This window comes from Rhodococcus sp. NPDC003382 (genome assembly GCF_053589135.1).
On the sequence record NZ_JBSFRH010000022.1, the window covers coordinates 1 to 22,382 of the forward strand.

The window sequence follows — 22,382 nt, forward strand, 5'->3', positions numbered from 1 at the left end:
GGAGGGGATCGATCCGGCCGAGCTGGATCTGGTGGAGATCAACGAGGCGTTCGCGGCGGTGGGGATCGTCTCGGCGCGGGAGTTGGGGATCGATGAGGAGAAGGTGAACGTCAACGGTGGGGCGATCGCGATGGGGCATCCGTTGGGGATGTCCGGGGCGCGGATCGCGTTGCACCTGGCGTTGGAGCTGAAGCGTCGCGGTGGCGGGGTCGGTGCCGCGGCACTGTGTGGTGGTGGCGGTCAGGGTGACGCCCTGATCGTGCGCGTGCCCAAGGCGTAGTTCCCGGCTTCCACAAGGCTGCGGAGGGCACACGACGTGCGCTCCGGATGAGGACCTTCGGCGTGACGAGTCTCACGACTCCGACCGCCGGAGGTCCTCCGCCGTTCCGGGCTGTCGAAGGCCCGTGGCGGACCAGCACGTGGCTATATCCTGAAGAGCACGCCTCGGGAGGTGGCGTCACGGAGGGAACGTGCGCCGGTCGAGCCGTCGGGACCGGCACGCGGGAACTGCGAGTCGGCGGAGTGAGTAGCACGTTCCGATGAGTGACGCGGATCCGGTCGACACACAGAGGTTCCCGGCCGACCCGGCAGGGGAGCTGGCCGGCGCCGGTTTCGATGATGTCGAGGTGATCGGACGCGGCGGGTTCGGGGCGGTCTACCGCTGCACCCAGACGGGCCTCGATCGCACGGTGGCGGTCAAGGTGCTCACCGTCGACCTCGACGAGGAGAACCGGGCGCGGTTCTTCCGGGAGCAACAGGCGATGGGCCGGCTGACCGGGCATCCGAACATCGTCCACATCCTGCAGGTCGGCACCACCGGCAGCGGCCGCCCCTATCTCGTGATGCCGTACCACCGGCACGGGTCCCTGGAAGCGCGGATCCGCCTCGGGGGTCCGCTGCGGTTGGATCAGGCCCTGCGGCTCGGGGTGAAGATGGCCGGTGCGATCGAGTCGGCGCACCGCCTCGGGATCGTGCACCGCGACGTCAAACCCGCGAACATTCTGCTCACCGACTACGACGAACCCCAGCTGGCCGACTTCGGTATCGCGCAGGTCGCCGGCGGTTTCCGCACCGCCACCGGCACCGTGACCGGGTCGCCGGCCTATACCGCGCCGGAGGTGCTGGCCGGGGATCCGCCCGGCCCGGCGGCCGATGTCTACGGTCTCGGCGCCACCGTGTTCAGTGCGCTGACCGGCCACGCCGCGTTCGAACGGCTCAGCGGGGAGCAGGTGGTCGCGCAGTTCCTGCGGATCACCTCGCAACCGGTACCCGACCTGCGGGAGCACGGGATCCCCGAGGACGTGTCCGCCCTGATTGCGCGGGCGATGGCCCGGACCCCGGACCAGCGTCCGGCCACGGCCGCCGAGTTCGGCGAGGAGCTGCGGCTGCTGCAGCGCCACCACGGTTTCCCGGTCGACGAGATGGCCCTGCCCACCGAGAGCGAGGGCGGGGTCGGAGGACCCGGGTCACTCGGGGATGCCGAGCGAGTACCGCCGGGCCGTGGGTTCGCGGTGTCCGTTCCGGCGGGCGCGACCGGTGATCTGCCGCTGGATCTGACCAGTTTCGTCGGCCGCCGGGACGAGCTCACCGCGGCGAAGAACCTGCTGACCGGTTCGCGGCTGGTGACGTTGACCGGGATCGGCGGGGTGGGCAAGACGCGGCTGGCCGTGCGGGTGGCGTCGGCGGTGCAGCGCGACTACGCCGACGGGGTGCGGCTGGTCGAGCTCGGTGAGCTGAACGACGGGGCGGCGGTGGTGGACGCGGTGGCCGCGGCGGTGGGGCTGCGGGATCAGTCGGGCAGGCAGAGGTGGGAGGTGCTGGTCGAGTTCCTGATCCCGCGGCAGATGCTGGTGGTGCTCGACAACTGCGAGCACGTGGTCGACGCGGTCGCCGATCTGGTGGAGTTGCTGCTGCGACGGTGTCCGGGAGTGCGGGTTCTCGCCACCAGCCGTGAGCCGTTGGGGCTCGGCGGGGAGGCGGTGCTGGCTATTCCTCCGCTGGCGGTGCCGGACCCGGAGCAGGGGCCGTCCTCGGTACGGGCGCTGTCCCGCTTCGATGCGGTGAAGTTGTTCGTCGACCGGGCTGCAGCCGCCGTGCCGGGTTTTTCGCTCACCGAGGAGAACGCGGCGACGGTTGCACGGATCTGTCACCGGCTCGACGGGTTACCGCTCCCGATCGAGCTGGCCGCGGCCCGATTGCGGGCGCTGTCGCCCGAGCAGATCCTCGAGCGATTGACCGACCGCTACGTCCTGCTGACCCGCGGCAGCCGGGGTGTGCCGACGCGGCAGCAGACCCTGCGGTGGTGCATCGACTGGAGTTTCGAGTTGTGCACCCCAACCGAACAACTGGTGTGGGGCCGGATGTCGGTGTTCGCGGGCAGTTTCGACCTCGACGCGGCCGAGCAGGTGTGCGGCGAGGGTCTGGCGGCGGGGGAGGTCCTCGACACTCTGACCTCCCTGGTGGACAAGTCGATCCTGATCCGGGAGGAAACCGGGTCGGTGGTGCGATTCCGGATGCTCGAGACGCTGCGGGACTACGGCGCCGAGAAGCTCGAGCAGTCCGGTGAGGCCGTGGCCGTGCGTCGCCGGCACCGGGACCGGTTCGAGGCGATGGCGCTGGAGGCGGAAGCCGACTGGATCAGCGCCCGTCAGCTCGACTGGATCGCCCGCCTGAAACAGGAACAACCGAACCTGCGCGAGGCCCTCGAATTCAGTCTCGAGGACGATCCTGCCGCGGGGCTGCGGATCGCCGCCGCGCTGTTCAGGTTCTGGACCTCCCAGGGCCTCTACAGCGAGGCGTGGCGCTGGTACGACCGGCTGCTGGCTCGTTACAGCGGCCCACTCACCTTCGAATGGGTCAAGGCGATCTACACGGCGAGCGTGGTGGTGGGCTTCCTGGGGGACTTCCCCGTCGGGGCAGCGCTCGTCGAGCAAGGACGCATGCTCGCCGCGCAGACCACCGACCCCCTGATCCGCGCGTACGTGTCCTTCGCCGAAGGCACGCTCGGTCTCCTCAGCGGTGATCTCGAACATGTGTGTTCCCAGTTCGAATCCGCCCGTGCAGGGTTCAGCGCATGCGGAGAACGGGCGTCCGAGATCTCCGCCCTGGTCGCACTTGCGACGGCCTACGGGCTGTCCGGACTGACCGAGCAGGCGATCGAATGCCACGAGCGGGCCCTCGAGATCACCGGAATGCACGGGGAGAAGATCTACAGAACGTATTCGCTGTTCGCCTTCGGAGTTGTTCTGTGGCAGCAGGGTGACGCAGATCGAGCGGTCCCGATCCTCGAAGAATCACTGCAGATTTCCCGGCAGGTCCGCAATCCCCACAACGTGGCAGCCTGCCTCGAGGCGCTGGCCTGGATCAGCTTCGACCGACGCGATGCGCGTCGGGCCGCCGTTCTCATGGGCGCCGCGGACGGGTTGGCGAAGGAGGTCGGCATCTCTCCGATCATTCACTCGACACTGGTTGTCCACCACGACGAATGTGCCCGCAGGACCCGGGAGACACTCGGCGACAGGGCCTTCGAGGCCGCCCATCGGGAAGGTGAGCAACTCGGGTTCGACGCGGCCATCGCCTACGCCCTCCACGAGCGACCACCGGCCGCCTCCCCGTCGAGAACCGATGAGCCGGCGCGATTGACCAAGAGGGAACGCCAGGTCGCGGACCTCATCGGGGAAGGCCTGACGAATCAGGCCATCGCCCGTCGCCTGGTGATCTCCCCGCGCACCGCACAGGGTCACGTGGAGCACATTCTGGCCAAACTCGGATTCACCTCCCGGGCACAGGTTGCGGCCTGGGTTGCGGAGCAGTCGCACGACTAGGCACCGGGAACCTGCAGATACAGGTATGTCTCCAGGTATTTCGGCCGTCGCTTCCGCGCGGCGGTGACGGCATCGTGTGACTCGCCTCACCGTTTCGATCGAAGGCCGACCCGATGCAGCACCGACACCTCTCGCCGATCACCCCAGCCGCCGATCACCCTGCGGCGATGCCCTGGACAACTGTTCGACTCGACGCCGGGACGGGGGTGTGTGGCGTGCTCGGACAAGGATCTCCCTTGGTCTTCGTTCCGGGTGGGGGATCGACACCTTTGACGTACCGTCACGCCCTCGAACGGCTTGCCCGCCGTTTCCGTGTCTACGCCCCGCTGATACCGGGCTTCGCTGGAGTGGCGGGCCGTCCACTCGATCGACGGACGTTGCGGGACTGCTCTGCCTGGCTCGGTCGGTTCCTGGACGCCGCCGATCTCGGTCCCGTGACTCTCGTCGGGCACTCGTTCGGGGGAGCGATCGCCATCCAGACCGCCGACGCGGATCCGGATCGCGTTGCACGCCTCGTCCTGGTGAACTCGGTGGGCGGAGGGCCGTGGCCGGAGATCAGGAGTGCCGGGTCCCAGCTCGGTGACAGGAAGTCCCTGCCGCTCCGGATGCGTGCCACGACCGTCCTGCCACGTCACACGGCCACCATTTGCAACAGCGTCCGAGATCCCCGGCCGATCCGGCCCAGCGCTCCGGTCACTTCGGGCGGGTACCTGGTACCCGAGCTGAACCGGATCGCCGGAGGAGACCTGCCGGTGTCGCTGTTGTGGAGCCGCGGAGACCGCCTGGTCACCCGCGCGCGTCTCGAAGCTCTTCGAGGTTCCCTGGGGCGGCCACCGGTCTTCACGGTCGCGGGAGGCCACGACTGGCCGATCACCGCACCGGACTATTTCGGTAACGCGATGCGGACCGTCCTCGACTGGCTGCCGACCAGGGGCGAGCAATGAGTACCGGTCTCGCCGCTCGCCGGGCCTGAGACCACTCGTCCCGGGCGACCTGTCATCCGACACGCGGGCGCTGCGCTGCCCTCACTGCCTCGCGGTCACGAATCGAAGGGGTCACCCGGACGCCCCGCGCCGAACTGTCCGTCCGGGACCGCATGCCGGATGAACAGGCCGATTTCGGTGATCGCGCGCCTGGACTCGGGCAGGAGATCGGCTGCCGACTGGAACCCGTGCAGTTGCTGCTCCCAGATCTGCAGGTCGCATTCGCTGCCGGCCGCGGCCAGCCGCTCGGCCATCACTTCGGCATCCGGCAACAACAGTTCGTCCGATCCGACCTGGATCAGCGTGCGGGGCATGCCGCGAAGATCGTGATCCACCGGGCACATCCGGGCCTGCGCGCCCGGGTCCGTGGCTTTCCGTGCCTCGATGTGCCGGGCCAGCCTGAAGAGTTCCGCCGCGGCACTGACCGGTAGGAGCGCGCATCGATCCGCGTTGGGGTGAGCCAGCTTGCGACCCGGATCCAACTCCGTGAGCGGCGACAGTGCCACGACCGCGGCCGGCGCGGGGAGACCCTCGTCGCGGAGGCGCAGCGGCACCATGAACGACAGGTAGCCTCCCGCGGAGTCGCCCGCGATCACGATCTGCTCGGGACGCCAGCCCGCGGCCAGCAGCGCGCGGTAACCGTCGACGCTGTCGTCGATCGCGTCGTCGATCGAGTGGGCCGGCAGCATGCGGTAGTCGACCATCAGCACGGGCGCCTGCGCCTCGGCGGAAATTCGCGAGACGAGCCGCCGGTGGGTGCGGACTCCGCAGCACAGGAAAGCGCCGCCGTGCAAGTAGAGGACGACGCGGTCGGAACCGACGTCGGGGGCTTCGACCCAGAGTCCCTCGCAGTTCGGGAGCTGCGCGGGCCGGCATCGGGTGCCGTCGATCGGCGGCAACAGATTTCCCACCGAGTCGATCAAGTCGGCAGGCCACGGCAGTGCGGACGCGCGCGCCCACAGTGACAGCACGGGGCGCAGGGTCATCCGGACCGATCGGGACAGGAGTCGCGCCTGCACGCTGGTACCCGGGAAATGCCGCCGATGCACGAGTGTCGGCCGGTGATGGACTCCTGGCCCCTCCTGCGCGCCACCGCCGCCCACATCGTGGGGCTCCAGGGGCCGGCCGGTCGTCGCGATCGTCGTCATCGGTGCAAGTCCCTTCCGTGCGGTCATGCGAGGGCCGGTCCGGAGTGCGTCGGCGAGCGGTGTCGGAGCAGTGGAGAACCCGGAATTCGCGATGGGTGGCAGCTCATTGGCAGGACATATGGTCGCGTGGGGCGAAAGGTCCCGCACCGGTCGAATGACCCGCGTGAGGTACCTGTTTCTCGCCCACGGGGGATGCGCCGGCCGGTGCAGCGTCCTCTACAGGTGCAGTGGCCTTTACACCCGTCACCGTCCCCGGCGCACCGCGGCGGGACGGTGACGTCTCTCACGGCAACGACGGGTCGTCGTAGGACTCGGGCACAATGGCGACCATGACGAACCTCCTCGACCTGTCCACCCCCGCGAAGCGATTCCGGCTCGTAGCGATCTGGGAAGCGATCACCTGGCTGGCCCTGCTGATCGCGATGTTCTTCAAGTGGGTGCTCGGACACGAGGAGGCCATCCGCATTCCGGGCATGGTGCACGGGGTCGCCGGATTCATGCTGTTCGTCGTCGTCGCGCTCGCAACCGCGTGGTCGCTCAAGTGGGACCTGAAGACGACCTTCCTCGCGCTGGTCTCGAGTGTCCCGCCGTTCGGCACCGTCGTCTTCGAGCGCTGGGCGGTGCGCACAGGCCGCCTCGGCGAGCTTTCCGATTCCGCGGCGCGCGAAACCGAACCCGCACTGTCCTGACCGGGCGGCGAGCTACCCCCGAAACGTGACAGACTGGACGGCGTGACTCGACCCGGTTCCCGTCCAGCACGTTCCGCCGCGGCAGCAGCGGCGATCTCCGGCGCGGTGGATCTCGCACCGCTGAAGGAAAGGGCGTCCGCGCCCCCACCCCCGCCCCCGTCCGGCGACGGCGCCGCCCCCGGTGGGCTCGCGCCCGTCATCGACGTCACCGAGGCCACGTTCGAGGCCGAGGTGCTGCAGCGTTCCATGCAGGTCCCGGTCATCGTGGATCTGTGGGCGACCTGGTGCCAGCCGTGCAAGCAGCTGTCCCCGGTCCTCGAGAAGCTCGCGCACGAGGGCGGCGGCACCTGGGTGCTCGCGAAGGTGGACGTCGACGCCAACCCGCGCATCGCCCAGGCGTTCGGCGTCCAATCGGTGCCGACGGTCGTCGCGATCGCCGCCGGCCAGCCGCTCGCCGACTTCCAGGGGGTGCAGCCCGAGTCGGCGCTGCGTGAATGGATCGGCGCGATCCAGAACGCGGTTGCCGGGAAGCTGTCGGGTCCGCCGACGGGCGAACCGCAGGAGACCCCGCCCGACCCGCGGTTCGTCGCGGCGGAGCAGGCGCTCGACGCCGGCGACCTGGCCGGTGCCGAAGCCGCCTACAACCTGATCCTCAACTCCGAGCCCAACAACACCGAGGCGCTCGCCGCGGTGCGCCAGGTGCGGTTCCTCGCGCGCGCCCAGGAGGTGCCCGCCGACGCGATCGAGCGTGCCGACGCCGCGCCGGCCGACCTGGACGCCCAGCTCGCCGCCGCCGACGCCGAGCTGTTCGCGCAGGACCCGGAGAAGGCCTTCGCCCGGCTGATCGCATTCGTCGCCCGCAGCGCCGGGGACGAGAAGACGGCCGCGCGCACCCGGCTGCTGGAGCTGTTCGAGCTCTTCGATCCCGCCGAGCCGTTCGTCGTCGCCGCGCGACGGAAGCTGGCGTCCGCGCTGTACTGAACACCGGCACTCAGGCGAACGGCCTGGCTACGGCACTGCCGTGGCCAGGCCGTTCGCCTGTTGTCACTGCCGTCAGTGGTAGCGGCCGGTGCAGCCCGCCTCACCCCGGAGCACACCGGTGCGGAAGGCGTCGACGCGCGCGAAGCCGCTGGGAATGGTGTTGCCGTTGACGTCGCTCGCGGCGAGACCGTCGCTGAGCAGACCGGACACGGCCTCGTCGAGATCCCCGGGTGACAACCACACCAGGTCCTCGTCCGGGTTGTTCGTCAGGTCGGTGTTCGTCGGGCTCAGCGCAGCGCTGATCGCGCCGGCCAGGCACGCCGTCCGCAGCGCGGTCTGCGGGTCGGTCAACGATGCCCCGGCCTCCCGCTGCACTGCGAGCGCGTATCGCGAGGCGAGCAGCACATAGGCGTTGTAGTCGCCGCGGACGTCCGCCTCGAACGGACCCGACCCGGATTCGGGAGCAGCCCCGCGTTCGGCGAGCTCCTCCAGATCGACGCCGATCGTGTTCGTCGCCGGGCAGTAGGACACCGGTGCGGTCGCCTTCGCGTCGGGGCAGCCGAGATCGGAACCGGACAGATCCAGCTCGGGCGGCGACGACAAATCGAACACGTGGTCGAACGAGCGCAGAATCTGCTGGACGGAGTCGGCGGTGACGGGAAGCTCCCCGTCGTCGCTGCTGTCGAAGAACTGCGGAAGATCGGCGCGGCGGGACTCGATCTCGGCGGCGTCGATGCGGGTGCAGGAGCGGGCGCCGTCGGAGAACCCGATCTGCATGGCGGTGACGCGCTCGAACGCCGAACCGTGAACGGCATCGGGATCGTTGGGATCGATGTCGCGGAACAGCACCATCGACGCGAGCACCGAGTTGAGCCCGTCCGAGGTGTTGAGCTGGAAGTGCTCCGCGTTGCCCTCGGCGACGTGGCGGATGAACGCGCCGGCGAAACAGTCCGCCTGCTGCTCGAACACGATGCCCGGGTCGTCGTCGGAGACGATGCCGGACTTGTACTGGATGGCGTGCCCGTACTCGTGGGCCAGCACCATCACCACCGACATCGGACCGAACGTGTCGATCAGTTCGGGCAGCAGGAACTCCCGGTCCCAGCCGATCACGTCGTCGCCGGCGCAGTACGCGGCATTGATGAAGTCGAAGGTGGATTCGCCACAGAAATCGGGTCCGCGCCGTTCGGACGGATCCCAGGACAGCAGCGTCGAGACGGGTTCGAACGACCCCTTCGCGATCGACCCGAAGGTGCGTTCCCAGTACGCCTCGATGTCGGTGATCGCGTTGCCCACCAGGGCGTCGACCTCGCCGCCGTCGCCGTTAACGATGGTGACCTCCGCGTCCGGAACCCCACCTCGGGGACCGGACGGGCCGGACGACACGGGCAGACCGGCGACGGTGAAGGGGTTGTCGTAGATCGAGACGGCAGTGCCCTCGACCTTGCCCGCACACCCCGCCAGCAGGGCAGTCGCCAGCGCTCCGAGCGCCAACCGCGCAGCCCAGCCCGTCCTTGTCACGATCGCTCCTGTCGTCGGAGGACCGCGGTCACCGGTGCAGTGCCAGCCAGATCGCACCGTGGGCGGGCAGGGTCACCCGAGCCGATGCCGGGCGCCCGTGCCAGGAGTGCGCCGTCGCCGTCACGGCACCGAGATTTCCGGTCCCGTTGCCGCAGTAGGCGGTCGCATCCGTGTTGAGGATTTCCACCCACCGACCCGTTTCGGGTAATCCGACACGATAGTCGGCGTGAGTGCTCCCGGAAAAGTTGTACAGGCACGCGACGATCGAGCCGTCGCTGCCGTACCGGAGGAAACTGAGCACGTTGTTCACCGCGTCGTTCGCGTCGATCCACGAGTACCCGCCGGGGGAGGTGTCCAGCGTCCACAGCGCGGGATGGTCGCGATAGGTGCGGTTGAGGTCGCCGACCAGTTGCCGGATCCCGCCGTGCAGAGCACCGGTGTGTTCGTCGTCGAGCTGCCACCAGTCCAGGCCCCGTTCCTCCGACCACTCCGCGACCTGCCCGAATTCCTGCCCCATGAACAGCAACTGCTTGCCTGGGTGCGCCCACATGTACGCCAGCAGGGTGCGCAGTCCCGCTGCCTTCGTGAAGTCGTCGCCGGGTAGCCGGGTCCACAGCGTGCCCTTGCCGTGTACGACCTCGTCGTGGCTGATCGGCAGCATGAAGTTCTCGCTCCACGCGTACATCAGCGAGAAGGTGATCTCGTGATGGTGGTAGGTGCGGTGCACGGGATCGCGGGAGACGAAGCCGAGCGTGTCGTGCATCCAGCCCATGTTCCACTTCATGTCGAACCCGAGCCCGCCCACGTTGGTCGGGCGCGTCACCCCGGGCCACGCCGTGGACTCCTCGGCGATGGTGACCACACCCGGATGCAGCTTGTGCACGGTGCCGTTGAGTTCCTGCAGGAATGCCACCGCCTCCAGGTTCTCGCGACCGCCGTGGATGTTCGGGGTCCAGCCACCGTGCGGCCGCGAGTAGTCCAGGTACAGCATCGACGCGACCGCGTCGACCCGCAGGCCGTCGATGTGGAACTCCTCGACCCAGTAGAGGGCATTGGCCACCAGGAAGTTGCGGACCTCGCGCCGGCCGTAGTCGAACACGTAGGTGCCCCAGTCGAGCTGCTCGCCGCGCGTGGGATCGGGATGCTCGTACAGCGGGCTCCCGTCGAACCGGGCGAGCGCCCAGTCGTCCTTCGGGAAATGGGCGGGAACCCAGTCCATGATCACGCCGATCCCGGCCCGGTGCAGCCGGTCGACGAACTCGCGGAACTCGTCCGGCGTGCCGAACCGGGAGGTCGGGGCGTAGTACGACGTGACCTGGTAACCCCAGGAGCCACCGAAGGGATGCTCGGCGACGGGGAGCAGCTCGACGTGGGTGAACCCCGTCTCGGTCACGTACTCGGCGAGCTGGTCGGCCAGTTCGAGGTAGCCCAGGCCCGGCCGCCAGGATCCGAGATGCACCTCGTAGACGCTCATCGGTTCCTGCCACGGCTGGGAGCCTGCCCGCGCTTCGAGCCACTCGTCGTCTTGCCAGGTGTGCCGCGACGTCGTCACCACCGACGCGGTCGCGGGCGGGACCTCGGCCGCGTAGGCCATCGGATCCGCCTTCTCGCGCACCGAGCCGTCGCGACCGTGCACCCGGAACTTGTACAGGGCGCCGGGGTGGACGTCGGGGACGAACAGTTCCCACACGCCGCTCGACCCGAGCACCCGCATCGGTGCGGTCCGTCCGCCCCACATGTCGAAGTCGCCGGTCACCGTCACCCCGCGCGCCCCGGGCGCCCACACCGCGAACGACGTGCCGGTGACCGTGCCGTCCGGGGTGTCGTACGAGCGGGGGTGCGCGCCGAGGATCTCCCACAGCCGTTCGTGGCGGCCCTCCGCGAACAGGTGCAGATCGAGTTCGCCGAGCGTCGGGAGAAACCGGTAACCGTCGGCGACGACGACGGTGTGGTCGAACGGATAGGTCACCACCAGCCGGTAGTCGGCCGGATCGTGCACCGGAACGAGCGCGCTGAACACGTCGGACCCGACCGGCTCGAGCGGGTGGTCGACGCCGCCGATGCGGACCGCGACCTTCTCCGCGCCGGGACGTAGCGTGCGGATCAAGGTGCCCTCCGCGTGCGGGTGCGCCCCGAGAATCGAATGCGGGTCGTGATGTTCACCGGCGGCGAGGCGCGCCAGATCCTCGGGTGCCGGTGCGTGCCGGCGGGTCGAGACGGCGGGGGAGTCCGCTCGGTTCGGGGTGGAACCTTTCTCCGGGGTCACGGCTACCTCCTGTAGGCGAGGGTGGTGCGCGCAGGCACCCCGATCGGGGGCAACACGAGAATGTGGGCGACGGCCCGCCACGGCTCGAGTCGCACGAAATTCGCCTGGCCCCAGTGGTATTCCTCCCCGCTGACCTCGTCGTGGACGGTGAGGTGTTCGTGCCAGTCGCGTCCGATCGCCGGCATGTCCAGCCACAGAGTGCCCTGTTCGGCGGCGTACGGATCGAGGTTGACGACGGTGAGCACCGCGTCTCCCGTCGTCGGATCGAACTTCGAGTAGGCGATCAGCGCGTCGTTGTCGATGTGGTGGAAATGAATGTTGCGCAGCTGCTGCAGCGCCGGATGCGCTCGGCGGATCCGGTTCAGCGCCGCGATCCACGGTTCCAGCGATTCACCGCGGCGGCGTGCCTCCTCGAACCGTCGGGGCCGCAGCTGGTACTTCTCCGAATCCAGGTACTCCTCGCTGCCCGGTCGCAGCGCGACGTGCTCGTACAGCTCGTACCCGGAGTACATCCCCCACGTCGGGGCGAGGGTCGCGGCCAGAGCCGCGCGCAGCGCGAACATGCCGGGGCCGCCGCGCTGCAGCGTCTCGTGCAGGATGTCCGGGGTGTTCACGAACAGGTTCGGCCGGGCCTCGTCCGCCTTCGCGGCCAGTTCCTGCCCGAACTCGGTGAGTTCCCACTTGGTTTCCCGCCACGTGAAGTACGTGTAGGACTGGGTGAATCCGCGGCGGGCCAGCCCGTACATGCGGGCGGGCCGGGTGAATGCCTCGGACAGGAACAGTACGTCGGGATCGGTGCGCTTGACCTCGGCGATCAGCCATTCCCAGAAGTCCGGGGGCTTGGTGTGCGGGTTGTCGACCCGGAAGATCTTCACCCCGCGGTCGACCCAGTGCCGCACCACGCGCAGCACCTCCGCATAGATGCCGTCGCGGTCGTTGTCGAAGTTGACCGGATAGATATCCTGGTACTTCTTCGGCGGGTTCTCCGCGTAGGCGATGGTGCCGTCCGGCAGCACCGTGAACCACTCGGGATGCTCCGCCGCCCACGGATGGTCGGGCGCGCACTGCAAAGCCAGGTCCAATGCCACTTCGAGGCCGAGTTCGGCTGCGCGGGAGACGAAGTCGCGGAAGTCCCGATCGGTGCCCAGTTCCGGGTGGATCGCGTCGTGGCCACCCTCGTCGGATCCGATGGCCCACGGCGAACCCACGTCCCCGGGGCCGGCGACGAGGCTGTTGTTCGGTCCCTTGCGGTTGATCTTGCCGATCGGATGGATCGGAGGCAGATACACCACGTCGAAGCCCATCGCCGCGATCCGCGGCAGATCCGCGGCGGCGGTCGCGAACGTGCCGTGCCGCGGGGTGCCGTCCTCGTTCCAGCCGCCCGTCGACCGCGGGAAGAACTCGTACCAGGAGCCGAACAGGGCGCGTCGGCGGTCCGCGAGCGCGGTGTACGCCCGCCCGCGGGTGACCAGCTCGCGCAGCGGATGCGCGCGCAGGATCTCGGTGATGTCGGCGGCGAAGGCCGGCGCCACCCGTTCCGCGAGCGCCCGCGGCGACCGGAGCGCCGCGGCGACGGCGAGCAGCGTGGGCCGGTTGCCGCGCGGCACCGTCTTCGCGGCCTTCTCGAACAACGCGGCGCCGATCTCGAGGTCGTTCGCGAGGTCCTCGGCGCCCTGACCGGCGGAGATCTTCGCATCCACCGCGTGCCGCCAGGTCGTCACCGGATCGCTCCACGCCTCCACGCGGTAGTTCCACGTACCCGGGCTGGTCGGGGTGAACGTCGCGTGGAAGGTGTCGGGCATCGTCCCGGGCACCATCGGGATGCGGACGAGCCTGCCCTCGGTCTCCGGATCGGTCCCCGGTCCGCGCACGGCGAGTGTCGCGGCGACCGCGTCGTGCCCCTCCCGCCACACCACCGCGGACACCGGCACGACTTCGCCGACGACGGCCTTGACCGGATAGCGTCCACCCGCGATCTGGGGCTGGACGTCGTCGATGGCGAGACGACCTGTCACATGTACTCCGTTCCGTGTCGGGCCGGTGGGGAACCGGACGCGAACCACGCGGTGGGTTCGTACTCAACCGTAATCGAGGTGCGGATTCAGGGCCGACCATGCGGCCGGTTTGCCTGTCCCGCGCGGGAATCCGCGGGGCGCTCACCGGCCCGCCCGGCGGCGGTTCGGCACCCGGACGGACGTCACAGCCCGTTGCCTCGCGAAACGCCGGAAACTCGGTAGTCTTCGCGGGGTGAAAGCCTTGCGTCGGTTCACCGTACGAGCCCACCTTCCTGAGCGGCTGGCCGCGCTCGAAAGACTGTCCGCCAACCTGCGGTGGTCCTGGCATCCGCCGACCCAGGACCTGTTCGCCACCGTCGACCCGGCCCTGTGGGAACTCGTCGGGCACGACCCGGTCCGGCTGCTCGGCGAGGTGCCGCCGTCGCGGCTCGACGAACTCGCCGCCGACCCCGACTTCGTGCAGCGGCTCGATGCCGCCGCCGCGGACCTCGACGAGTACCTGGCCCGGCCGCGCTGGTACCAGCAACAGCAGGCCCGCGGCAAGGACATGCCGACGGGGATCGCCTACTTCTCCATGGAATTCGGTGTCAGCGAGGTCCTGCCCAACTATTCCGGTGGCCTCGGCATCCTCGCCGGTGACCACCTCAAGGCGGCCTCCGACCTCGGGCTGCCGCTCGTCGGTATCGGACTGCTGTACCGCTCCGGCTACTTCCGGCAGTCCCTGACCGCCGACGGCTGGCAGAGCGAGCACTACCCGGCCTACGACCCGCAGGGTCTGCCGCTGCGGCTGCTCACCGAATCCGACGGCAGTCCCGCACTGGTCACCGTCACCGTGCCCGGGAACCGCGAGCTGGCCGCGCGCGTGTGGATCGCACAGATCGGGCGGGTGCCGCTGCTGCTGCTCGACTCCGACATCGCCGCCAACGACGAGGAACTGCGCGGTGTCACCGACCGCCTCTACGGCGGCGACCAGGACCACCGCATCAAGCAGGAGATCCTCGCCGGCATCGGCGGCGTGCGGGCCGTGCGCGCCTACACCCGCATCCACGGGCTGCCCGACCCCGAGGTCTTCCACATGAACGAGGGCCACGCCGGTTTCTCGGGCGCCGAGCGCATCCGCGAACTGGTCACCACCACGGGCCTCGACTTCGACGAAGCACTCTCGGCCGTGCGCGCCGGAACCGTCTTCACCACCCACACCCCGGTCCCCGCCGGCATCGACCGGTTCCCGATCGACCTGGTGCGGCACTACTTCTCCGGACCGAACGGGGAGAACGAGTCGTCGCTGCTGCCCGGCCTGACCGTCGACCGGATCCTCGCGCTCGGCCGCGAATCCGACCCGCACGTGTTCAACATGGCGCACCTGGGTCTGCGGCTCGGTCAGCGCAGCAACGGCGTCTCCGCGCTGCACGGCCGTGTCAGCCGCGGCATGTTCGACGGGCTGTGGCCCGGCTTCGACGCCGACGAGGTGCCGATCGGCTCGGTCACCAACGGCGTGCACGCCCCCACCTGGGCCGCCCGCGAATGGATCGCCCTGGCGAACCGGCTCGCCGGTCCCGACCGGGTCGAGGAGGCCCGCGGCTGGGAACTGCTGCAGACCGTTCCGTCGCAGGAACTGTGGGACACCCGCAACACGCTGCGCGGGCAACTCGTCGCGGAGGTGCGGCGACGGCTGCGCGCGTCCTGGATCGAACGCGGCGCCACCGCTGCCGAACTCGGCTGGGTCGACGAGGTGTTCGACCCGAACGTGCTCACCGTGGGCTTCGCGCGGCGCGTGCCGACCTACAAGCGGCTCACGCTCATGCTGCGCGACGAGAACCGGTTGCGGTCGCTGCTCCTCGACGAGGACCGGCCCCTGCAACTCGTCGTCGCCGGCAAGAGCCATCCCGCCGACGACGGCGGCAAGGCGCTGATCCAGCAGGTCGTGCGGTTCGCGGACCGGCACGACGTGCGGCACCGCATCGTGTTCCTGCCCGACTACGACATGTCGATGGCCCGCTTCCTCTACTGGGGCTGCGACGTGTGGCTCAACAACCCGCTGCGTCCGCTCGAGGCGTGCGGCACCTCCGGGATGAAGTCCGCGCTCAACGGCGGCCTCAACCTGTCCATCCTCGACGGCTGGTGGGACGAGATGTACGACGGGGAGAACGGCTGGGCCATCCCGACCGCCGACGGGGTCGTCGACGAACACCGGCGCGACGACCTCGAGGCCAGCGCCCTGTACGAGCTGCTCGAACGGTCCGTGCTGCCGCGGTTCTACGACCGGGACACCGACGGGGTGCCGACCCGCTGGATCGCGATGGTGCGCCACACCCTCGAGAACCTCGGGCCGAAGGTGCTCGCGTCGCGCATGGTCCGCGACTACGCGGTGCAGTACTACGCCCCGGCCGCCGAGGCGGCCCGCGCGGTCGTCGCCGACGGGTTCACCGGCGCGAAGGCGCTGGCGGACTACCGGCACCGGATCGAGGCGGCGTGGCCGTCGGTGCGGGTCGCGCAGGTCGACAGCGACGGGCTGCCCGACAGCGCCGAGATCGGCGCGCGGCTGTCGCTCACCGCGCACGTGCACCTCGGCGGGCTGAACCCCGCGGACGTGCTGGTGCAGGTGGTGATCGGCCGGGTGGGTGTCGACGACACCCTCAGCGACATCACGACCACGCCGATGCGGCACAGCGGCACCGACGGCACCGGCGACGTGTTCGAGGCGGAGGTCGCGCTGCCGCTCGCCGGTGCGGTCGGATACACGGTCCGGGTGCTGCCGCAGCACGAGCTGCTCGCCACGCCCGCCGAACTCGGGCTGGTCGTGCTGCCGTAGGCCGGGTGCGGCCCGGCACCGGCAGGCCGACCCGATGCGGTCAGTCCCGGAGCCGGGTCAGTGCCTTGCGCACGATCTCCGGGTCGGTGGTCTCCCAGAACGACGGCAGCGACGCGCGCAGGTAACCGCCGTATCGGGCCGTCGCGAGCCGCGGATCGAGGACCGCGACGACCCCGCGGTCGCTGGTGCTGCGCAGCAGCCGGCCGACGCCCTGGGCGAGCAGCAGCGCCGCGTGGTTCGCGGCGACCGCGAGAAACCCGTTGCCGCCGCGGGATTCGACGGCGCGCTGCCGCGCCACGAGCAGCGGGTCGTCGGGCCGCGGGAACGGGATGCGGTCGATGATCACCAGCGACAGGGACGGCCCCGGCACGTCGACGCCCTGCCACAGCGACAGCGTGCCGAACAGCGAGGTCGCCTCGTCGGCCGCGAACCGTTCGACGAGGGCACCGGTCGCGTCGTCGCCCTGGCACAGCACCGGGGTGGCGAGCCGCTCCCGCACCGCCTCGGTGGCGGCCTTCGCGGCGCGCATCGACGAGAACAACCCGAGCGTGCGGCCACCGGCCGCTGTGATCAGCTCGGTGATCTCGTCAAGGTAGGCGGGGGACAGGCCGTCGCGTCCCGGGGTCGGCAGGTGCTTGGCGATGTACATGATGCCGGCCTTGGCGTGGTCGAACGGCGACCCGACGTCCAGGGCGTTCCACTTCAGGTCGCCGTCGTCGGACGGGGGTTCGATGCCGGATGCCGCGCCGGTGTCGCTGCGCGTCGGCGCCTGCGGGGGCAGTCCCCAGTTCACGGCCAGGCCGTCGAACGAGCCGCCGACCGTCAACGTCGCCGAGGTGAGCACGACCGTCGCCTCACCGAACAACCGGGACCGCAGCAGCCCGCCGACGGACAGCGGAGCCATCCGCACCGTGCGGCGCACCGCACCGCGGAACTCGTCGGCGGCCAGCCACACCACGTCCTGCCGTTTCGCCGGGTCCGGTTCGTCGAACGCGGTGAGCACGCGCACCGCGCCGTCGTGCACCTCGTCGACCTCGGCGACCGCTTGGGTGCGTGCCGCGGCGGCCTCGGCGTCCATCCCCGGCTTGGCCGGACCGACGGCCGTGCGCAGCGACCACGCGGCGTCCCGCACCGCCGCGAGCGCGGCGGCGGCCCCGTCCGGCAACACATCCCACCGGCCGGGCGGAAGTTCCTCGAGCAGCATCTCCCAGTTCTCGGCGGCGCTCTCGAGCTTGTCGACGTCCTCGTCCTCGGCGAGCTTGGTGCAGCGGCGCGCGGCCGCCGAGATCGTGCCGCCGGACAGTTCCGCGGTCGCGACCCCGGTCACCCGGTCGACGAGTTCGTGTGCCTCGTCGATGATCACCGCATCGTGCTCGGGCAGGATCGCGATGCCGGTGATCGCGTCGATCGCGAGCAGCGCGTGGTTGGTGACGACGATGTCGACCTGGGAGGCCTCGGCGCGCGCGATCTCCGCGAAGCAGTCCTCGCCGACGGGACACCGTGCCTTGCCGAGGCATTCGCGGGCGGTGACGCTGACCTGCCGCCACGCCTGATCGGACACGCCCGGGGTCAGGTCGTCGCGGTCGCCGGTCTCGGTGCTCGACGACCATTCGGTGACGCGCCGCACCTCCCGGCCGATCCGGGAGAGCGCGAACGCGTCGAACAGTTGCTCGCCGACCGGCGGCTCCTCGGCCAGCCCGGTGTGGATCTTGTTGAGGCACAGGTAGTTTCCGCGACCCTTGAGGATCGCGAAGCGCGGGCGCCGCCCGAGCGACTCGTGCAGGGCGTCGGCCAGGCGCGGCAGGTCGCGGTCCACCAGTTGCCGCTGCAGCGCGATCGTCGCCGTCGAGACGATCACCGTGCGCCCGGTGCGCACGGCATAGCGGATGCTCGGCACCAGGTAGGCCAGCGACTTACCGGTACCGGTGCCGGCCTGCACGGCCAGGTGCTCCCCGGTGTCGAGGCAGTGCGCGACCGCCGACGCCATCGTCAGCTGGTTGCGCCGCTCCGTGCCCCCCAACGCGTGTACCGCGGTCCGGAGGAGTTCGGGGACGTCGGGGAGTTCGGGCACCGGGTCAGGGTATCGGTCCCCACCGTCAGGTTCGTGCGCCGACCTGACCGACCAGTTCAACGCCCGCCGCGCGCAGCCGCTCCAACGCCGCCTCGACCGTCACATCGGACACACCCGCGGTGTAGCGCAACAGGACGCGGGTGGTGAAACCGGCTTCGACGGCATCGAGTGCGGTCGCGCGCACACAGTGATCGGTGGCGATGCCCACCACGTCGACCGCGGTGACCCCGCTCTCGCGCAGCCAGTCGGCGAGCGACTCGCCGACCTCACCGGTGCCCTCGAACCCCGAATAGGCGGCCTCGAACGCACCCTTGGAGAACACAGCCTCGACCCGCGTGAGGTCCAGGTTCGGGTGGAACTCGGCGCCTGCCGTCCCGACCCGGCAGTGCGGCGGCCACGAATCGACGAAATCGGGTTCCTCGGAGAAATGGTCGCCCGGATCGACGTGATGGTCGCGGGTCGCAACCACGTGGGCGTAGAGGCCGGAGTTCTCGGCAACGTAGTTGCTGATGTCCGCCGCGACCGCGGCACCGCCCGCGACCGCGAGCGCACCGCCCTCGCAGAAGTCGTTCTGTACGTCGACGATGATCAGAGCGCGTGTCATCGTCCTCACCCCTGACCGACGAAACGGGTGGGAACTGCCGGGTCGCCCTCGGACAACATCAGGCCTTCCCACGGCAGGCTCACCAAGCCGGCCGCCAGGAACGCCCGGCTCTCTTCCAGGGTAGGAAGCCCTTCGACGAGTTCGCCACCGCGCACCAGCGGCACCATCAGCTCGCGCGCGGTGCCCTCACCGGTCGGTGCCGGCAGGTGCGCCGAGTAGATCACTTCCTCGGTGAGGGTGCCCGTCGGCCGCGCGAACCGCACCGCGCGCTTGGCGCCGCCCCGCGACTGCTTGTGCGCGCTGCGCTTCTCGACGGGGATGCCGTCGACCTCGACCAGCTTGTAGACCATGCCCGCGGTCGGGGCGCCGGAACCGGTCACCACCGACGTCCCGACGCCGTACACGTCGCACGGTTCGGCGCGCAGTCCCGCGATCGCGTACTCGTCGAGGTCACCGGACATGACGATCTTCGTGCCGGTCGCACCCAGCGAATCGAGCTGCTCGCGGACCTGCCGGGCCAGCACACCGAGATCACCGGAGTCGATGCGGACCCCGCCGAGCTGCGGACCGGCGACCTCGACCGCGGTGCGCACCGCCGCCGTGATGTCGTAGGTGTCGACGAGCAGCGTGGTGTCGACGCCGAGCGATTCGATCTGGCTGCGGAACGCGGACTCCTCGTTGCGGCCGGCCGTCGTCGTGTGCAACAGCGTGAACGCGTGCGCCGCGGTGCCCGCGGCCGGAATCCCGTAGCGCCGTGCCGCTTCCAGGTTCGACGTCGAGTCGAACCCGGCCAGGTAGGCGGCGCGTGCCGCGGCGACCGCGGACTCCTCGTGGGTGCGGCGCGAGCCCATCTCGATCATGGTGCGCCCGTCCGCGGCGCTGACCATGCGGGCCGCAGCCGACGCGATCGCGCTGTCGTGATTGAGGATCGACAGGGCCAGGGTTTCGAGGAGCACGCACTCGGCGAACGAGCCGCGCACCGACAGGATCGGCGAGCCGGGGAAGTAGAAGTCACCCTCCGCGTAACCGTCGATGTCTCCGGAGAAGCGGTAGGCGCGCAGCCACTCGACCGTCGACGGCGACAGGAACCGGGAGACGACGTCGAGCTCGGCGTCACCGAACCGGAAGGAGGCGAGGGCGTCGAGCAGACGGGCCGTCCCGGCGACGACACCGTACCGACGGCCCGCGGGCAGTCGCCGCGCGAACACCTCGAACGCGCACGGCCGATGCCCGGTACCGTCCGCGAGCGCGGCCTCGAGCATCGTCAGCTCGTACATGTCGGTGAACAGCGCGGTGCTCACGGGGCCAGTGGTGTTGGAGTCGATACGGTCTGCAGCCACCCGATCACCTTAGATTGCGGATGCCGAGGCGGGTTTTTCACCGCGCGGGAACGCCGTACCCTGGAAACATGGCGCCGTGTTCCACGACAAAACCGTTCGACGTCCCGGTGATGGCGGCAGGTCAGGCGATGCCGGCGGAAGCCGAGATCGTCGAGGAAATCGAGGCGGTGGATCGGCCCTGGGTCACCGTGGTCTGGGACGATCCGGTCAACCTGATGCACTACGTCACGTTCATCTTCCAGAAGCTCTTCGGGTACAGCAAGGCCAAGGCCACCGAGCTCATGCTCAAAGTGCACAACGAGGGCAAAGCGGTCGTCTCCAGTGGGTCGCGTGACAAGATGGAGCACGATGTCCAGCGCCTGCATGCGGCGGGCCTGTGGGCCACCATGCAGCGCGACGAATGAGCACCGACAGGAGGAGCCGGGCGACGTGCGTCAGTGGAGCAGGAAGAACTCGCTCAGCGGAGTGAAACTGCGGTCCGAGATGGACGCGCACGAAGCGTCGGTCCTGCGATCCCTGGTCGCCTCGGTGCTCGGCATGCTCGAGGAACGCGCCGCCGAGACCCCGCAGGACGACCTCGCCGTGATCACCGGGTTGCGCACCGGTAATTCCACTCCGCCCGACGTGCCCGCCCTCGCGCGGCTGCTGCCGGATTTCCACCGGGCCGACGCCGACAGCACCAGGCATCCCGACGACGAAGCCGCCGACCTCAACGGTGCCCTGCGCAGCCTCCACGAACCGGACATCATCGACGCGAAACTCGCCGCCGGCGCGGTGATCCTGCGGACCGTCCCGGAAACCGGCGGCAAGGTCGTGCTCAACCCCGAGCAGGCCGAAGCCTGGCTGTACGGGCTCAACGACGTGCGCCTCGCGCTCGGCACCACCCTCGGCATCGACGCCGACACCCCCGACGCCCTCGACGAGGACGATCCCCGCGCGCCGCACCTCGACGTCTATCACTGGCTGACCTGGATGCAGGACTCGCTGGTGCAGGCGTTGCTGCCGTGAGCCCGACGCTGTCACCGGGCCCCACCGATTCCCTCGCCGACATCGCGGGCCTGCGCGTCGGACACCACCACCTCCTCGACGACACCGTCACCGTGGCCGCGCCCGGCGTGCCCGGTTCCGGCGCCGCCACCGGGTGCACCGTCGTTCTCGCCGACCGGGCCGCGGTCGGGGCCGTGGACGTCCGCGGCGGCGGACCCGGCACCCGCGAAACCGACCTCCTCGACCCCAGCCACTCCGTGCAACGCGTCGACGCGGTGCTGCTCACGGGAGGCAGCGCCTACGGCCTCGCCGCCGCGGACGGGGTAATGCGGTGGCTCGAGGAACACGGTCGCGGCATCGTGATGGGCCTCGACGGCGAGACACCGCTCGTGGTGCCGATCGTCCCGGGAGCCGTCATCTTCGACCTGCCGGTGGGGGACTGGTCGACCCGGCCCACCGCGGACAGCGGATACGCCGCGACCGCGGCCGCGCACGCAGCGACGAGCGTCCCGCGCGGCTGCGTCGGCGCCGGCGTCGGTGCACGCGCGGGAAGCCTCAAAGGCGGGGTCGGGACCGCGAGCGTCCGCATCGGCGACGGCGCCGCGGCCGGGGCGACCGTCGCGGCCCTGGTCGTCGCGAACCCCGTCGGGTCCGTCGTCGACCCCGAGACCGGCCTGCCCTGGGGACTGGGACCCGGCCGGGCGGCAGCGCTCGGACTGACCGCACCGACCGCCGCAGACCTCGAGACCGGCCGCCTGCTCGGGGCCAAGGGCACCGTCCTGAACACCACGATCGGGGTCGTCGCGACCGACGCGACGCTGAGCACGGCCGCGTGCCGCCGCGTCGCGGTCGCCGGGCACGACGGCCTGGCCCGCGCGATCCGTCCGGCCCACTCACCACTGGACGGGGACACCCTGTTCGCCTTGTCCACCGGCACCGCCGATCTTCCCGCGCCCGGACTGCTGCCCGACGCGTTCGCGTCGGAGCTGCCGGTGCTCGCCGCGGTGTGCGAGGCCGCGGCCGAGGTGGTGCAACAGGCGATCGTCGACGCGCTGCTCAGCGCGACCGGGCTCGCCGGCATCCCCTCCTATCGCGACGTGTACGGCACCGCGTTCGACGCGCGGTGACCGTCGCATCGCGG

The 22,382-nt window shown here is 70.2% G+C and carries 15 protein-coding genes and 1 pseudogene; 9 read left to right on the forward strand and 7 right to left on the reverse strand.

Translation table 11 applies throughout. The annotated features are described in order from the left end of the window. From ACWDUD_RS16165 to ACWDUD_RS16175, 3 genes and pseudogenes are all read left to right on the forward strand, one after another. Nucleotides 1–280: pseudogene (locus ACWDUD_RS16165) on the forward strand (acetyl-CoA C-acyltransferase); the annotation flags it as partial. Nucleotides 281–539: 259 nt separating this feature from the next. After that, nucleotides 540–3,824 carry a protein kinase domain-containing protein gene (locus tag ACWDUD_RS16170; protein WP_450109950.1) on the forward strand — a complete coding sequence of 1,095 codons (3,285 nt, stop codon included), beginning with the start codon at nt 540–542 and terminating at the stop codon, nt 3,822–3,824. A gap of 167 nt (nt 3,825–3,991) precedes the next feature. Then, nucleotides 3,992–4,768 (forward strand): alpha/beta fold hydrolase, encoded by a 777-nt coding sequence (locus tag ACWDUD_RS16175; protein ID WP_450109951.1) that lies wholly within the window; start codon nt 3,992–3,994, stop codon nt 4,766–4,768. 95 nt (nt 4,769–4,863) lie between these two features. On the opposite strand, the gene ACWDUD_RS16180 is transcribed toward ACWDUD_RS16175, so the two are convergent. Beyond that, nucleotides 4,864–5,982 (reverse strand): alpha/beta hydrolase, encoded by a 1,119-nt coding sequence (locus ACWDUD_RS16180; protein WP_450109952.1) that lies wholly within the window; start codon nt 5,980–5,982, stop codon nt 4,864–4,866. 302 nt (nt 5,983–6,284) lie between these two features. On the opposite strand from ACWDUD_RS16180, the gene ACWDUD_RS16185 reads away from it, so the two are divergent. Beyond that, complete coding sequence (locus ACWDUD_RS16185; RefSeq protein WP_420752989.1) at nt 6,285–6,644, forward strand: DUF3817 domain-containing protein; 360 nt, start codon at nt 6,285–6,287, stop codon at nt 6,642–6,644. A 93-nt stretch (nt 6,645–6,737) separates the two neighbouring features. Continuing rightward, complete coding sequence (locus tag ACWDUD_RS16190) at nt 6,738–7,625, forward strand: tetratricopeptide repeat protein (RefSeq protein ID WP_450110007.1); 888 nt, start codon at nt 6,738–6,740, stop codon at nt 7,623–7,625. A 72-nt stretch (nt 7,626–7,697) separates the two neighbouring features. Here ACWDUD_RS16190 and ACWDUD_RS16195 read toward each other — a convergent pair whose 3' ends face one another. The 3 genes from ACWDUD_RS16195 to ACWDUD_RS16205 all read right to left on the reverse strand — a co-directional run bounded on the left by ACWDUD_RS16195 (nt 7,698) and on the right by ACWDUD_RS16205 (nt 13,427). Beyond that, nucleotides 7,698–9,146 carry a metallopeptidase gene (locus tag ACWDUD_RS16195; protein WP_450109953.1) on the reverse strand — a complete coding sequence of 483 codons (1,449 nt, stop codon included), beginning with the start codon at nt 9,144–9,146 and terminating at the stop codon, nt 7,698–7,700. A gap of 28 nt (nt 9,147–9,174) precedes the next feature. Further along, nucleotides 9,175–11,328, reverse strand: coding sequence for a 1,4-alpha-glucan branching protein GlgB (gene glgB / locus ACWDUD_RS16200; RefSeq protein ID WP_231610882.1), 2,154 nt, complete (start codon nt 11,326–11,328; stop codon nt 9,175–9,177). Nucleotides 11,329–11,414: 86 nt separating this feature from the next. Continuing rightward, a complete protein-coding gene (locus tag ACWDUD_RS16205; protein WP_248673994.1) occupies nt 11,415–13,427 on the reverse strand; it encodes an alpha-1,4-glucan--maltose-1-phosphate maltosyltransferase in 2,013 nt (670 codons plus the stop codon). 232 nt (nt 13,428–13,659) lie between these two features. Here ACWDUD_RS16205 and glgP point away from each other — a divergent pair, with 232 nt between their 5' ends. Then, entirely contained in the window at nt 13,660–16,239 is a 2,580-nt protein-coding gene (gene glgP / locus ACWDUD_RS16210; protein WP_450109954.1) for an alpha-glucan family phosphorylase, read from the forward strand. 40 nt (nt 16,240–16,279) lie between these two features. Here glgP and ACWDUD_RS16215 read toward each other — a convergent pair whose 3' ends face one another. From ACWDUD_RS16215 to ACWDUD_RS16225, 3 genes are read right to left on the reverse strand one after another with little or no spacing between them, the layout of a single operon-like run. Then, entirely contained in the window at nt 16,280–18,310 is a 2,031-nt protein-coding gene (locus ACWDUD_RS16215; protein ID WP_450109955.1) for an ATP-dependent DNA helicase, read from the reverse strand. A gap of 25 nt (nt 18,311–18,335) precedes the next feature. Next, on the reverse strand, nt 18,336–18,914 hold the full coding sequence (locus tag ACWDUD_RS16220) for an isochorismatase family protein (protein WP_450109956.1): 579 nt from the start codon (nt 18,912–18,914) through the stop codon (nt 18,336–18,338). A 5-nt stretch (nt 18,915–18,919) separates the two neighbouring features. Beyond that, a complete protein-coding gene (locus ACWDUD_RS16225) occupies nt 18,920–20,254 on the reverse strand; it encodes a nicotinate phosphoribosyltransferase (protein WP_307846540.1) in 1,335 nt (444 codons plus the stop codon). Nucleotides 20,255–20,322: 68 nt separating this feature from the next. Here ACWDUD_RS16225 and clpS point away from each other — a divergent pair, with 68 nt between their 5' ends. Genes clpS through ACWDUD_RS16240 form a run of 3 tightly spaced genes read left to right on the forward strand, consistent with a single transcriptional unit; the run spans nt 20,323 to nt 22,368 of the window. After that, nucleotides 20,323–20,658 carry an ATP-dependent Clp protease adapter ClpS gene (gene clpS / locus ACWDUD_RS16230; RefSeq protein WP_197256209.1) on the forward strand — a complete coding sequence of 112 codons (336 nt, stop codon included), beginning with the start codon at nt 20,323–20,325 and terminating at the stop codon, nt 20,656–20,658. A gap of 25 nt (nt 20,659–20,683) precedes the next feature. Further along, entirely contained in the window at nt 20,684–21,262 is a 579-nt protein-coding gene (aosR, locus tag ACWDUD_RS16235) for an oxidative stress transcriptional regulator AosR (protein ID WP_450109957.1), read from the forward strand. After that, nucleotides 21,259–22,368, forward strand: coding sequence for a P1 family peptidase (locus ACWDUD_RS16240; protein ID WP_450109958.1), 1,110 nt, complete (start codon nt 21,259–21,261; stop codon nt 22,366–22,368). The genes aosR and ACWDUD_RS16240 overlap by 4 nt, the downstream gene beginning before the upstream one ends. Nucleotides 22,369–22,382: the final 14 nt, after the last annotated feature.